We start from the raw sequence: 15,415 nt of genomic DNA on the forward strand, positions 1-15,415 counted from the left end.
ACGACAATAGAAAAGAATAACAATGAACTTACATTACTGTAAGTGCACTGTTATTCTTTTAAAAGTTATGCTTCATATTCAATCACATAAGGATGAATCTTCGTATTATAAATAGCTTCTGAATATTCTACGCAACGACCTGTTGGGCTTAACGAACGCCGAATTCTTTTTAAGCCCGTTGTTTCAGTTGTTTGCAACATCTTTTGCTCTGCTTCTGTCAAAGTTGCAACTTCAAAACGGTCTTCAAATTTATAAATTTCAATGGCATGGCGATCCATCAAACGATACAAGGATTCTTCTTTGTATTCAGTCAATGATACGTCTTTCATGGCAGCTGGCAAATAGTAATTAAAATAAATATAGGGTTGTTCATCGATTAGATATAACCGTGAAAGGTGAACCACTTCTTCTCCTAAAAATTGATAAGCCGGCATCTCTTTTGACAACGTCAAGTTTTCAACTTGTAAAACTTTTTTAGTGACTTTCTGACCTGATTCATTCAAAAATTCAGTGAATGTCCCTGCTTTTGATAGTTTATTATAGGGACGATTGCTTAACACAGTTGTGCCTCGGCCACTTTTTTTCTCAACAAATTCTTCTGTTGCTAACATTTCGATTGCCCGCCGAATCGTAATTTTACTAACGTTAAACATCTCTTCCAATTCTGTTTCTGTTGGTAAAAACGTTCCTACTGGATACTTGCCACTCAAAATATCTTCTTTAATCTGATCTGCTACTTCTAAATAAAGCACGCTCTTTCTTCTCATGATACGCTCCCTCCCAACCGCACTATTCCTTTCTATTTTACCAGAAAATAATGATTATAACATGATGCTTTGCTGAAATTATAAAAAAAGAACAAAAATAGATAAATTTATCTATTTTTGTTCTTTTTGTTTATTGTTCTGGCGTCTCAGGTGCTGCCTCTTCTGATTCCGCTTGTAGAAAGACTTTTCTTGGTTTACTACCTTCTGATGGTCCAATAACTCCGTGTGCTTCCAATTCATCCACTAAGCGAGCCGCACGATTATAGCCAATTCTAAAACGTCTTTGTAGCAATGAAATACTAGCTGTTTGCATTTCAACCACCAAGTTTTTCGCTTCTTCAAACAACTCATCTTGAGGAGCTTCGCCACCGCCTGAAGTGGTCGGTTCATCCGTTGGCATCATGCTTTCTTGATATTCAGCTTCTTGTTGGTCCGTTACAAACGCAACCACTCGTTCGACTTCTTGATCAGAGATAAAGGCCCCTTGGATACGAATTGGTTTATTTTCTCCCATTGGTAAGAAGAGCATATCGCCTCGACCTAATAGTTTCTCCGCCCCGTTGGTATCAATAATGGTACGCGAGTCTGTCCCACTTGAGACCGCAAAAGCCATTCGAGAAGGGACATTTGCTTTGATGATTCCTGTAATGACATCCACACTTGGCCGTTGTGTCGCTAAAATCATATGAATACCCGCTGCCCGTGCCATTTGGGCTAAGCGGATAATCGCATCTTCTACTTCGTTACTTGCCACCATCATTAAATCAGCTAACTCATCAACAATGACAACAATAAATGGCAGAATCGGACGATTTTCGCCATCTTCCGCATTTTTCTGTTGAATTAGTTGATTGTAACCAGTAATATTTCGGACGCCTGTTGCTGCAAATTTTTCATAACGAAATTCCATTTCTTGAACTACTTTTTGTAGGGCTTGGGCCGCTTTTCTCGGATTAGTAACCACTGGCGTTAATAAATGAGGAATCCCGTTATACACATTCAATTCCACCATTTTCGGGTCAATCATCATTAATTTTACTTCATGGGGTTTTGCTTGCATCAAAATACCTGTGATGATGCCATTGATAGCAACCGATTTCCCACTCCCTGTCGATCCCGCAATTAATAAATGCGGCATTTTTGATAGATCCGCAGTTTGAACCATCCCTGAAATATCTCGACCTAAAGGTACTTCTAATAGTTTATCTGGATGACTTGGTTGTGCCTCAACAATATCTCTAAAGGATACTGTACTAATTGCACTATTAGGAACTTCAATCCCGATTAGTGATTTCCCAGGAATCGGGGCCTCCATACGAACATCTTTGGCCGCAAGCGCTAAAGCAATGTCATCCGTCAAGTTAACAATTTTGCTAACTTTTACCCCCACAGCGGGTTGAACTTCAAATTTTGTGACAGATGGTCCTAAACTAGCTTTGACCACTTTAGCATCAACGCCAAAGCTCTTGAAGGTTTGTTCTAAGACGCCAATATTTTTTTCGATTTTTTCATATTCACCACTTTGATCCGTTGCTTGAATTGTATCTAACAAATCAGTTGGTGGTAGTTGATAATCACGATCTTCCGCTTCTTCAGAAATCTCAAATTCGAGAACACCAGCTTCATCTGCCGCCTCTTCTTCTTGCTCTCGTTGCGGTTTTGTTGCTGCAATTGGTGGTACAGGCATCGCCTGATTTTGCTGTTGAAACGAATCAATTTGAACAGGCGTTGGTGCAGTCGGTTCTTCCACCATTGGTTGGTGGGTTTCAACTGGTGTTTTTGTTAAGCGCTCGGCTGCCGCTTGTTCCATGCGTTCCCGCTCTTGTAATTTTTGTTGGGCAGCGGCTTCAATTTTTGCTTGGCGTTCTGCAGCTTTGGCTTCTTTCTTCGCTGCTCGCTTCGCCTCTTTTTCTTCTTGTCGCGCCTGTGATTTTGCCGAAACATGACTTAGGCGATCTTGAATACTTTGGAAATGATCAACAATTTGCTGAAAATCCCACATACTCATCAAGAAAATACCCGCTAACAGTAGCAATGTGGCAATTAAATAGCTGCCAAATTGTGCCACCAAAAAGTACGTTCCTTGATAAAGCAGCGCGCCAATCATACCGCCCCCTACGTTTTGCGTCACTTGGTTGGCTTTTAAATCGCTTTGCAAAAATTCCCAAGTGTTACCTAAAATATCAGGTTGACTGCCACTAACATTTCGAAACATAAAGGCATGGAAAAATAACAAAACACTAATATAAATCAGAACAGCCCCAAAAATAGGGCGCCCTCTTTTTAACGGAAAATCTTTCCCATAAATCATGACTAATAAGCCATACAGGATTAGTAAAATCGCTGCAAATGGAAAGGTATTACCTACAACTAAGCGTAAACAATTCGCTAATAACGTGCCTAAAAACCCTAAGCGAAAGAGTCCAAAGACACCGAATAAAATAAAAATCAGGCCAAGAAACATATAATTTAAACGTTCTTGTTGTTGCTGTTGTTTTTTGGTCTTTTTCTTTGTCGTACTTTTTTTCTTATTTGTTGCTCTTTTTTGTGCCATTTAACTTCCCTCTTTCCATCACTTCTCATTATACATAAAAATGGAATCGAACAAAAGTGCCCACCTCATTTTACTTGAAAAATCATGGAAATTTTTTTAAAACTTTCATTTAAGAAAAATGAGCGTGGGACAAAAATCACTTTGGATTTTTGCTCCACGCTCAAAAACTGATAAACGGCGGGAACAGAACCAACTCCTTCGGAAATAAGCCGAAATTCTCCAAAAATTAAAGAGCAATTTTCGGAAATTTCTTCTTATTTCTCGGAGCTAAACGGTTCTGTCCCGACCTCATTATTTCTTATTTTGCTGATTCTTAATGGTATAAGTCGAAACGACCTTTAGCCATCATTTCTTTGGTACCACCTGTTTCAAAGAGCGCTTTGTTCATGATAATTTTTTTCATGAATGAAGCTGGGTATCCTTTAATGTCTGTTTTACCAACAATTCCTAAAGCACGTGTATTTCCGACAGAACAAACAGAACCTTGTGATTTAAAGCTGAAAGGTTTAGTTGCTTCCCCTTTCAATTGTGCTTGAATATTTTTAGCAGCATGAGCGCCCATCTTCAAGGCGATTTGTGCTGTCGTTGGGTAAGGTCGATTAGTTTCTGTATCCATAACTGCTGAGCAGTCACCAATAATATAGACGTTGCTATGGTTCGCATCTGTTAAATCTGGTTGAACCATGACACGACCACGACGAGCTTCAAATCCAGAATCGCCTACAACGTGGCTTCCACTAACACCCGTTGTCCAAATAATTGTTTTAGCAGAAAGTTCTGCCAAGTCGCCTGCTTCGTTATCTTGATAAACAACTGCGCCTGGTTTGATTTCTTTAATCGGTTTACCTAATAATAAATGAATAGCTGAATCTTTTAATAATTGCACACCATAGTTCGCAAGTTTTTCGTTAAACATCGGCAATAGGCGAGTAACTGCTTCGACACAATAAATTTGGATTTGATCTGCTGAGACACCTGCGATTTCAGCAAATTTTGGTTTATTTTCAACAAGAGAACCTAATAATTCAATCCCTGTAAAGCCTGCTCCGCAGACAACAATTTTTAAGAATTCTTCGTTTTGAGTTGCTTTGTATTGACGCATTTGTTCTTGGATATGTTCATACACGTTTAAAGCCGTTTTCACATCTACCATTTGTAGAGCATGTTCTTGCACACCAGGGATACCAAATGATTCTGATTCAAACCCAAGAGAAACAACTAAGTAATCATAATTGATTGTTTGGCCATCTTCTAAAGCAACTGATTGTGTTGCAGCATCAATTGTTTTAACTGTTCCTTGGATAAAGGTTGTCATTTTTTCATCGACAACATCCATAATATTGTATGTGATTTTTTCAGCTGGTTGTGTTCCAGCAGCAACTTCATGCAAGTCCGTTGCTTCGTAGTGATAGTTATTACGATCCACTAAAGTAATTTCGACGTCTTTGGCGCCTTTTTGTAATTCGCGTAATGTTTTTAAGCCTGCGTAACCAGCACCTAAAATAACAACATGTTTCTTATTCATTTTGATTCCCTTCCACTCTATAAAAAATTTACAGCCACCACAAACCTATGGCAAAAAATAGCACTTGTGCAGTTGCTCCCACAGCTAAGATCTTCACAGCACAAACAAATGTTTTACTCTTCACTTGTTCCTTCAGTAAGGCTTGGGTTTGTTTCCGTACAAAAGGTAAAGTTAAAAGCATGAGTAACATTGTTGGCGGGGTTAATCCTAAACCGACAGCTAACAAAATGGCTAACATTGCTATTGTATTTAATCCGACGAATAATTTCAAAGAACTTGCTTTGCCAAGGTAATGAACTAATGTATATCTCTTGTTATTTTCATCTTCCTCTAAGTCACAGATATTATTTGCTAACATTAAGTTAGCAATGTAACAAGTATTAGGTAAAGCGACTAAGAAAATCCCCCATAAATTAGCTGCTGACCAATTGAAAACTTCAAACGTATTAATGTAGACACAAATAAGGGTAATCATGAACCCCATTGTAAATCCTGAGAAAACTTCCCCTAATGGTAGACTGGACAAAGGTTTCGGTCCTGATGAATAAAAAATACCAATTAAGTAACAATACAGACCCATAATTAATAACGGCCAGCCGACAATAAATGACAACCCAATCCCCATTAAAGCAGAAACGAGAATCATCCAAAAAATCATTTTGCGTATTAATGGCAAAGATAAATTTTCTCGACCGATAATATTCGTTTTTTCCTTATAATCATGAACTTCTGTGGCATGATGGTAATCATTATAATTATCTAAAATATCGACCGCCATATTAAAAATAAACATCGCAATGAAAAAAATTAAAACATAACCGACATGGAGCCGCCCATATTGGTACCAACTAAAACAAATTCCTAACAAAAATGGCAAAACACTCGCTGTTTTTGCTTTTAATTCTACTAATTCAAAAAATATTTCTCGATTCAAACTATCCCTCCGCTACTTTTTTACAAACTTTGTTACTTTTAAAACTTAATTACTGTATTTCTGTCGCCAATTCGTATACAATCAAATAGTATTGAACCACTGAAAGGATCGTAGTATATTTATGAACACATTTTGGAAGTCGTTTCCTGACGTTGAACGTTCTTTAACGGAAACATGTGAATTAATTGAACAAACGTTGCATACACGCAACGAAGACATTGAAGAAGCCTTAGTAACTTTGGCTCGTTCTGGCGGCAAATTATTACGCCCCGCTTTTTTCTTTCTTTTTGCTCAACTGGGTGATGAAGAAAAACAAGAGAAACAACAATTATTAAAAATAGCTGCATCTTTGGAAATCCTACATATGGCTACGTTGATTCACGATGACATTATTGACGATTCTCCATTGCGCCGAGGCGCTGTGACTATTCAATCACAATATGGTAAAGACGTGGCTGTTTACACAGGTGATTTACTATTCACTGAATTCTTTACTTTGATTGCAGATGCCATGAATGGCTCTGAATTTATGAAAATCAATGCACAAGGAATGAAACGGTTATTACTTGGTGAACTCGATCAAATGAGTCATCGATTTGACCGCCGCATGTCGATTCCTGCTTATTTAAGAAGTGTCAACGGCAAAACAGCCGAACTTTTTTCACTAAGCTGTCTTGAAGGGGCCTATTTCGGTCATAGTTCAAAAGAAGTCCAACGTTTAGCTAAACGAATTGGCCGTCATATTGGCATTGCTTTTCAAGTCTATGACGATATTTTAGATTATACTGCTGACACGGAAACCTTGAAAAAGCCCGCTTTAGAAGACTTGTCACAAGGTGTTTATACGTTACCCCTTCTCTTCGCTTACCAAGCAGCACCTGACGTATTCAGCCCTTATTTGGATAAAGGACGCGCCATTACCTTAGAAGAAGCAGCTGAAGTTGCGGCGCTAGTCAACGACTATCATGGCGTTACAGAAGCACAAGCTTTTGCTAAAAAAGTAACCAACAAAGCAATCACTGATATTCAACAATTGCCTGATGGCACAGCAAAAGAAACCTTACTTTCCTTAACTGAGCTCTTATTACATCGTTCATTTTAAACGTTTTATGGAAGAATTGCCATTAATTGAAATAGAAAAACGACTGATTGTTTGCTTTAATCAACAACCAGTCGTTTTTTTATTCCTCGAAAGAACTAATGCCACGATCAATTCGGTAAAGTTTTTGATAATGCGCATTGGTTGCAAGTAATTCTTCTGGTGTACCACTCATCTCTAATTGGCCATCTTCAATAAAGATCACTTGATCCATCAAAGTTACGCCTTGCAAATGGTGGGTAATCCAGATGACGGTTTTATCTTTTAATGCCTCAAAAAAGGTTTCCAGCAATTGCTGTTCTGTAATTGGATCTAAACCAGTAGTTGGTTCGTCTAATAACACAATTGGTGTATCTTGCAAAAGAATCCGTGCTAGCGCCAAGCGATGTCGTTCGCCACCAGAGAAACGCAAACCTGCTTCATCCACCATTGTTTGTAAACCTTCTGGTAATTGGGCAACCATTTCTTTTAAGCCAACTTTTTCTAAAACCGCCCAAACTTCTGCTTCGCTCGCTTCTTCTCTACCAATCCGAATATTATTTAAAATGGTTGTTCGAAATAGGTACGGCGCTTGGTGCATAACCCCAATATATTCAGTCATCGTCTCACCAAATGCCTCAGTTGGGATGTTTCCTAAAAGGATTTCTCCCGAAGTAGGTCGTAAATCACCACGAATGAGCGAAGCCAACGTACTCTTTCCGGAACCACTGCGCCCTAAAATCGCTAATTTTTGTTTTTCAGGAATTGTTAACGATAAGTCATTTAATACCTTTTTCTCTTGATTTTCATATGCAAAAGACAAATGTTCTATCGATAAACTGGTGCCATTTGGCTGAACAGGCGCTTCTGTTGAGTCATCTTCCCCTTCAGGAAGCTCATTAAAACGACGAATGGAATCCTTATAAATCGTTGTTTCCTGTGCTGCAGCAGGAAGCGGAGCAAAAGCATCAATTAACGGAAACACGGTTAAAACAAAGGCACCAATCCAATTGGCTGCGCCCCCATGATTACCTGGAAACCGCACACTAGTCCAAGCTAAGACAGCAATCGCAATCACACCGAACAGAAGTTGTAAAACAAAGTCTCGGCCACGGTTAAATTGCTTCATTTTTTCATCTAATGCACGAACGTTTGCTTCATCTGTTTCATAACGAGCAACGAATTCAGAGCCTCGTTGACTAAATACCCAATCAGACACACCTAGAATATTGTCGGTTAGTGTTTGATATAACTCATTTTTGGCATATTTATGTTTTTCTTGACGCGCACCATTCACTAGAACTGAAACAAGTGGTAATAGAAAAACAACCACTCCTAACATCAGTAACATGCATAAAGCAAACCACCAAGAAAAGAAACCTAATGCAATCACTAAAAAGATATACAAAATCCAAGCAATAACGGTTGGGAAAATCGTTCGTAAATACAAGTTTTGGATATGATTAATATCCTCCGAAAGCAAACCTAAGATATCCCCAGTGCGATATTTTGTCTTAAAGAAAATCGCATCTTTTTCTAGCACATTATAAAGTTTCAAGCGCAAATCAGAGGTCATTTTTAACACCCAGTTATGACTCGTTAGACGCTCCACATAACGAAAAACAGGACGGCCAATCCCGAATGCTCTTGTTAAAACAATGGGAATATAAATTAATAAAATATTCTCTGGTAAGGAAGCCGCACGACTGATTAAGTAACCAGACGTAAACATTAATGCCCCTGCGCTAAAGAACGTCAAGAAGCCTAAAAGTAAGGCAAAATACAAGGTTTTTTTATAGCGTTTTAAGAAAGGACGAACCCATTGATCGTTTTTCCAAACGTCTTTCGTTGTCGGCTGTTTTTCCATCATTGGCGTCCTCCTCTCATTTGCTTCATTAATTGAACATAGTAGCCATCTTTTTCAATCAACTCTGCTAGCGTTCCTTGTTCCACTAATTGACCTTTTTCCATCACTAAAATGTAATCCATTTCTTCCATCCAATGCAGACGATGTGTCGCAAAAAAGACAAGATGATTGTTCATTAATGGCAACATGCGCTCTTTCATTTCAACTTCTGTTTCAATATCCAAATGCGCTGTCGGCTCATCAAACAGCAAGACGTGGCGTTTTTGATCGACAAAGGCGCGGGCCAACGCTACTCGTTGCGCTTGTCCCCCACTTAACATTCGACCACTTTCCCCAATCAAGGTATGAATTCCTTCGGGAAGGTCTTTAACCAGCTCTTCTAAGCCAACTAACTGAATCGCTTGCTGAATCGCCTCATCTGTTGCTTCAGGTGTATAAAAGCGAATATTGTTTGCCAAAGTATCTTGAAAAATATATGGTGCTTGCGGAATATAAAGGATTTGTTTTTGCCAGTCTTTTTGTAAAAAATGTGGAATCGTCTGACCATTTATTGCCAATTGACTCGTTTCTTCTGTTGGTAATAAAAAGCCACTTAATAAATTAATTAACGTTGACTTACCAGAACCACTCGCCCCGATAATTCCAATCTTTTTGCGACCATCAACAGAGAATTGCAACGATTGAATTGCTTCTTGCGTTGCATCTTCATAGGAAAAATTTAACGCGGTGACTGACAACTGACTTTCTTGATGCCAATCATCTAACGTGAGCACATCGGTCTGTTCTGCTTCTGGCAATGCTAATACCGCTTGGATCGCTTGAAAAGAGTTTTTTCCATCTAAGGTTGCGTGATAATCACTTGAAAAATCACGAATCGGTAAAAAGAACTCAGGTGCTAAAATTAAAGTAACCAAGGCAGGAAATAATAAAATCGTGCCGTTTAATAAACTTAATCCAAGGAAAACTGCCACAACAGCTACCGATAATGTCGTAAAAAAGTCTAACGCAAAGGTTGATAAAATAGCAATTTTCAATGTACTCATGGTCGCTTTTCTGAATCGTTCACTTGTATGGTAAATACTCCCAGCATATTTTTTACTCAACCCAAACAGTTTCAGTGTGTCAATTCCTCGCAAGGAATCAATAAAATGATTGGAAAGCATTTGAAACGCCGCATATTGCTTGTCCGCTTTACTTTGTGCTGCATAACCTAACACAATCATAAAAATAATAATAATCGGAAAAACAATCAGCAATGTTACGCCTGAACGAATATCTTGTGTAAAAACAAAGGCCAAAATAATCCAAGGAATAATCATCATATTCATCATTTTTGTCAAAATCAATTGTAAATAATTTTCGGTTTGACTGATGCCTTCTAAAGCCATGGTAACCATATTTCCAGTTCCATTTTTTTGAACAACATTTGGCCCCAAACGGAAAATTTTGGTTAATAATTGTTCGCGTAATTCTTTCGAGCGTTCATAACTAAATGTATCGAGCATTCTCTCACGAAAATACGTAATAACATGTCGACCAAGATAAAAAATAAAAAAGAGTAAAATACTCTGTAGTTGTTGGTTAAGATGCCCGCCACTCCAAAGGCCGACAATGGCTTTTGAAAGAAAAAAAGCTTGCCCAATTATAAAGACTGCTTGCAGGAAAGAAAAACCTGCAAGCAAGACAAGAATTTTTTTGATTTTAGGCATCTGTAAGATGTCTTTATCAATCATAGATTTAATACCCCTCTGGTACGGCTGTCTGTGAAATACGTTTTCTGAAAATATAATAGGACCAAGCAGTATAAGCTAACACGAATGGTAAAATGCTTAAAGAAATCCACGTCATAATTTTTAGTGTATATGGTGTGCTTGTTGCATCTTTAATCAACAAATCAAAACCTTCACTACCAATCATAACACGTGGGAACAAGCCACTGAACAAGAGAGCAACTAGTACAACTAATGTTAAACCACTCGCTAGAAAAGCTAACATCTCTTTGCGTTTAAACACCCCAACATTGGCAATGACCGTTAAGACCACAATTGCTAACGTTAAAATTAAAGTGACCGCAAAGTTCTTTTCATAAAAGTCCGTTTTGAAGTACATCAACACTGCAAAAACAACTAAACCGACATATAAAACGCCGTATAAGATTTCTGCATAATTTCGAGCACGTTCGCGAATTGGGCCTTCTGTTTTTAAAGCAATATAGTTCATACCGTGTAAGTAGCAAAGTAATGTTAAGGCTACTCCACCAACAATTGAAAACAGATTAAAATAATCCGTAAATTGCGCATGCATATTGCCGTTTGCATCTAAAGGCATCCCTTGGACTAAGCTGATAAACAAAATACCAAAGAAGAACGGTACAAGGAAACTACCAATTGATAGCGTCCAGTTCCACATCCGACGACGTTTACCTTCCGGCATGTTGTGGCGGAATTCAAAGGAAACTCCGCGAATAATTAAGCCAAATAAAATCGTAAATAGAATTAAATAGTAGCCACTAAATAATGAAGCATACCAATATGGGAAAGAGGCAAACATTGCGCCGCCCGCTGTTAATAGCCAAACTTCATTTCCATCCCAAACAGGTCCAATTGTTGCAACGACTTGATCTTTTTCGTCGTCATTGTGTGCCAACGTTTGAACGGCCATTCCAACACCAAAGTCAAATCCTTCTAAGAAGAAGAAACCTGAGAACAAGACGCCGATAAGGACAAACCATAATAATTGTAGTGTACTCATTCGCCAAATACCCCCTTATCAAATGGATCCAACGCTGGTTCATTTTCTTTCGCTAATTTTTTCGCTTCATAGTCTGGTCCTTTACGTAATTCTAAAATGACCAAGTAAACCATGACACTACCTAAACCAGCAAATAATAAGAAATAAATGACATTTGACGTAATTAATGAAGCAACCGATACATTTGGTGAAACACTTTGTTCAATCGTAAATAATCCATAGACAGTCCACGGATAACGACCTAATTCAGTGACTAACCAACCTGTTGTATTGGCAAGGAATGGTGCGAACGTACATAAAGCAACAATCCACAGCATCCATTTCTTCTCGTACAGCGATGGTTTTTTCTTCCTTGTAAAGAATAGTCCTAAGGCAGCAACCAATAACATTAAGGCACCAAAACCAGCCATGATACGGAAGCTCCAGAATAAAGTGTTAACTGGTGGATAATAATTTTTATCATCCCCATATTTTTCTACCAAACGCTTGTTGACTGTATCCATTCCATCAACCGAACCTGATAATTTGTTATACGATAAAATACTTAACATATATGGAATATCGATACCAAAAACTTGTTTATGTTCTCGTTCATCTGCCCAAGCAATCAATGTCCAAGCAGCAGGATCATCAGAGTCTTCATAGGCCCCTTCCATCGCCGCAAATTTCATTGGTTGTCCTTCAATTAGAGCTTTCATTTGCAAGTCGCCAGCTAATAAAACGCCGATTGAACCGAACAAAGTAACCCATAAGCCAATGCGCATAGATGCTTTGTGGAATGAAATATCCCGTTTTTTCAACAATTGGAAAGCAGCCATACCAGCTACTGCCATGCCGCCCAATGTAAAGGCACCCATGATAACGTGTGAAAATTCATACCAAACTTTTGGATTGCTGATGACAGCTACAAAGTCCACCATTTCAGCACGGCCATTATTGATGACATAACCTACTGGATGTTGCATAAAACTATTGGCAACTAAAATCCAGAAAGCAGACATCATTGAACCGAATACGACTAACCAGATAAACGTTACGTGAACTTTTGGATTCATTTTATCCCAAGTAAAGATCCACAAACCTAAGAATGTTGACTCTAAGAAGAAAGCTAAGAGCGCTTCTACCGCCAACGGTGCCCCAAAAATATCTCCGACGAATCGAGAATAATCAGACCAGTTCATCCCAAACTGAAATTCTTGAATAATCCCGGTTACAACCCCAACAGCGAAGCTTAATAGGAATATATTTCCCCAAAACTTGGCCATTTTACGATAACGTTCCTCTTTTTTCACAACGTACATTGTTTCCATAATTGCTACAACAAGTGCTAATCCTATTGAAAACGGTACGAAGAAAAAGTGGAAAACTGTTGTCATCGCAAATTGGATTCTCGCCAATGTTACAATATCAAACATATTATTTCCTCCCTGATTTGCCTCCACACAAAGAAACAAGCTTACCTGAATTGTTCATTTCCATTAGCGATGACTCCTTTTATCTACGAAACTAAAAGAAAATTCAAGTGAACTTTTCCAAAAAGTGTGAAAATGCATGTAATATAGAATAATTCCAATCTAAGTATACAACTTTCTGAGGCAGAAACCAAACAATACAGAAGCATTTCTCACAATTTTTTTAGGTGCTACCAAGATTTCTTCCCTTTCTTCTATCAATAAAAAAAGCCCTTCCTAAAAAAAGGAAGAACTAATCTCAATCTATCAACATTTTGACTTATCACTTGATTAGTTTTCGAAAATTGAAGCAGCTCGTCTTTGATGATAAAAATTCTAATCTTGTGATGAAAATTACGGATTGCTTGAGGTGATAGTTTGTTTTTTAACAACATGGCTATAAAACAGGCAGCTCATCCGCTCTGAAATCTGGCAGGTTTTGGTACCATTCTAAACAACATGACTCTAAAACCAAAGGAATTTCTCGACTGTCGAAAAATTAAGTTTTGGTACAATTCCAAACAACATGACTCTAAAACGGTAGTAATCCTTCCAAAGATGTAAAAGCAGTTTTGGTACCATTCCAAACAACATGACTCTAAAACGTTACCTCTTTGATCTCTTGCTCTAAACTTGTTTTGGTACCATTCCAAACAACATGACTCTAAAACATCCTAAAACCAATTCAGGAAACGTTTGTTGTTTTGGTACCATTCCAAACAACATGACTCTAAAACTTTTAGTTACTCTAGCTTCAGTCGCTTGATGTTTTGGTACCATTCTAAACAACATGACTCTAAAACTTGCTAATAATGATTATAGCATGCTTTCCAGTTTTGGTACCATTCTAAACAACATGACTCTAAAACAAGTTTTTCATTATAAAGAAGCATCCTCATGTTTTGGTACCATTCTAAACAACATGACTCTAAAACTCAGCGAAGACGATGCAAAACAAAGCAAAGGTTTTGGTACCATTCTAAACAACATGACTCTAAAACGATAATACAGATGGTGAACTAGATTCAGTAGTTTTGGTACCATTCTAAACAACATGACTCTAAAACTCCATTCGCTTTGCGTGCTAAAATTTCTTCGTTTTGGTACCATTCTAAACAACATGACTCTAAAACGGGCTTAATTTTATAAAATTTAACACACTAGTTTTGGTACCATTCTAAACAACATGACTCTAAAACAAGCGGCCAAATATTTTATTTTTTGATATTGTTTTGGTACCATTCTAAACAACATGACTCTAAAACATCGGTATGCGCCGTTCTTTAGTTAATGCTGTTTTGGTACCATTCTAAACAACATGACTCTAAAACTATCCCAATACTCTGTGCCAGATGCTGAACGTTTTGGTACCATTCTAAACAACATGACTCTAAAACAAAGCTATCGTCACAAAACCAAAATTGGAAGTTTTGGTACCATTCTAAACAACATGACTCTAAAACCTCGGAGAAGTATTTTTTCTCCATGATTCCGTATTCGCATCACTTATCCATAGCTAGATTTCAGTTTAGAAGGTCTGATTTTTTTCTTCACGTTTATTATACCAAACTTTCTCCTTCTTGGCGGAAAAACCCACCATTTTTCAATGGTGGTTTTTCTTTATTTAGTAGCTGTAACAGCGAGCCAGATTTCACTATACTTAGCTTCTGCTGGTCCTTGATATTGCGTAAACGAAATTTCTGGTGCTGCAACGACTTGGTAACCAGATGAAGGCAACCATTCAGAGAATATCCTTGCCCAGGTTTCTTGTAAAGTTTGTGGGAAAGGACCTTCATTTGGAAAAACCGCCCATGTATGAGCAGGTACGCTTAGTTGCTCCAAATCTTCATAGGTATTTTCTTGCAAAGTGGCAAAGCCAATCATGTGTGTCATTTCTCCACCTTCTGTTGTTCGTCCCTCTTGAAAGTCAAAAGAAGCATTTACTACTTGATGAGGATATATGTCATCAAATGTATGCATTTCCGCTCGTTGTTGTGGTGTAATGCGCTGTGCTAATTCCATGATTGCTTGATTTTCCCCTTGATACTGCAAGGGAACCTTCTGACTAACTCCGACTATTTGAAACGCTGGTTTTTCAATCAATTTAACATCCATTGATTGTCCTCCTTTAATATCAATATAGAAAGAGAATTTAGGGAACGTTTTTTGGATTTGTGTTTTCATTACTTCAGAAGGGGCTTGTCCTGACCAATCGCGAAAGGCTCTTGAGAATCCTTCAATACTTTGATAACCATATTTAAAAGCTACATCTGTCACTTTTTCACCAGCAAGTAATGCTAAATTTGCTTCCGCCAAACGTCTCTTTTTAATATATTCAGCCAGACTCATCCCCGCAATAAACGAAAAAGTTCGTTTAAAATGGTAAACAGAAATCCCTGTCTTTTTTGCCAATTCATCGAAGGATACTTCTTCCGTTAAATGTTCTTCAATATAATCCATTGCTTGATTTAAATTTGCGAGCATCCGT

Annotated in this window: 10 protein-coding genes and 1 CRISPR repeat array; of the genes, 1 reads left to right on the forward strand and 9 read right to left on the reverse strand. The window is 38.0% G+C overall.

Translation table 11 applies throughout. The features are described 5' to 3' along the window. Positions 1–65 precede the first annotated feature (65 nt). From IGM09_RS08145 to IGM09_RS08160, 4 genes are all read right to left on the reverse strand, one after another. A complete protein-coding gene (locus tag IGM09_RS08145; protein WP_002356983.1) occupies positions 66–767 on the reverse strand; it encodes a GntR family transcriptional regulator in 702 nt (233 codons plus the stop codon). A 130-nt stretch (positions 768–897) separates the two neighbouring features. Continuing rightward, the gene (locus IGM09_RS08150; RefSeq protein ID WP_010823794.1) at positions 898–3,321 is read right to left on the reverse strand and encodes a DNA translocase FtsK; all 2,424 of its coding nucleotides are present in this window, start codon (positions 3,319–3,321) and stop codon (positions 898–900) included. 313 nt (positions 3,322–3,634) lie between these two features. Next, positions 3,635–4,846: an NAD(P)/FAD-dependent oxidoreductase gene (locus IGM09_RS08155; protein WP_033625041.1), complete on the reverse strand. Its 1,212-nt coding sequence runs from the start codon at positions 4,844–4,846 to the stop codon at positions 3,635–3,637. Between the two features lie 28 nt (positions 4,847–4,874). Further along, a complete protein-coding gene (locus IGM09_RS08160) occupies positions 4,875–5,780 on the reverse strand; it encodes a prenyltransferase (protein ID WP_002360016.1) in 906 nt (301 codons plus the stop codon). 121 nt (positions 5,781–5,901) lie between these two features. On the opposite strand from IGM09_RS08160, the gene IGM09_RS08165 reads away from it, so the two are divergent. Next, positions 5,902–6,882: a polyprenyl synthetase family protein gene (locus tag IGM09_RS08165; RefSeq protein WP_002360015.1), complete on the forward strand. Its 981-nt coding sequence runs from the start codon at positions 5,902–5,904 to the stop codon at positions 6,880–6,882. 79 nt (positions 6,883–6,961) lie between these two features. On the opposite strand, the gene cydC is transcribed toward IGM09_RS08165, so the two are convergent. The 5 genes from cydC to IGM09_RS08190 form a co-directional block, all read right to left on the reverse strand. Continuing rightward, on the reverse strand, positions 6,962–8,728 hold the full coding sequence (gene cydC / locus IGM09_RS08170; RefSeq protein WP_002364246.1) for a thiol reductant ABC exporter subunit CydC: 1,767 nt from the start codon (positions 8,726–8,728) through the stop codon (positions 6,962–6,964). Next, positions 8,725–10,458 (reverse strand): thiol reductant ABC exporter subunit CydD, encoded by a 1,734-nt coding sequence (cydD, locus tag IGM09_RS08175; RefSeq protein ID WP_010775957.1) that lies wholly within the window; start codon positions 10,456–10,458, stop codon positions 8,725–8,727. Before cydD ends, cydC begins: the two co-directional genes overlap by 4 nt. A gap of 4 nt (positions 10,459–10,462) precedes the next feature. Next, the gene (gene cydB / locus IGM09_RS08180) at positions 10,463–11,476 is read right to left on the reverse strand and encodes a cytochrome d ubiquinol oxidase subunit II (RefSeq protein WP_002356976.1); all 1,014 of its coding nucleotides are present in this window, start codon (positions 11,474–11,476) and stop codon (positions 10,463–10,465) included. Continuing rightward, positions 11,473–12,891 carry a cytochrome ubiquinol oxidase subunit I gene (locus IGM09_RS08185; protein WP_002356974.1) on the reverse strand — a complete coding sequence of 473 codons (1,419 nt, stop codon included), beginning with the start codon at positions 12,889–12,891 and terminating at the stop codon, positions 11,473–11,475. Before IGM09_RS08185 ends, cydB begins: the two co-directional genes overlap by 4 nt. Before the next feature lie 472 nt (positions 12,892–13,363). Further along, a CRISPR array of direct repeats spans positions 13,364–14,390; the repeat unit is 36 nt; unit sequence GTTTTGGTACCATTCTAAACAACATGACTCTAAAAC. A gap of 157 nt (positions 14,391–14,547) precedes the next feature. Next, positions 14,548–15,411: an AraC family transcriptional regulator gene (locus IGM09_RS08190; RefSeq protein ID WP_010775958.1), complete on the reverse strand. Its 864-nt coding sequence runs from the start codon at positions 15,409–15,411 to the stop codon at positions 14,548–14,550. Positions 15,412–15,415: the final 4 nt, after the last annotated feature.

The sequence above is a fragment of the Enterococcus sp. DIV0167 genome, from assembly GCF_050541555.1.
GTDB classification, from domain to species: domain Bacteria; phylum Bacillota; class Bacilli; order Lactobacillales; family Enterococcaceae; genus Enterococcus; species Enterococcus faecalis.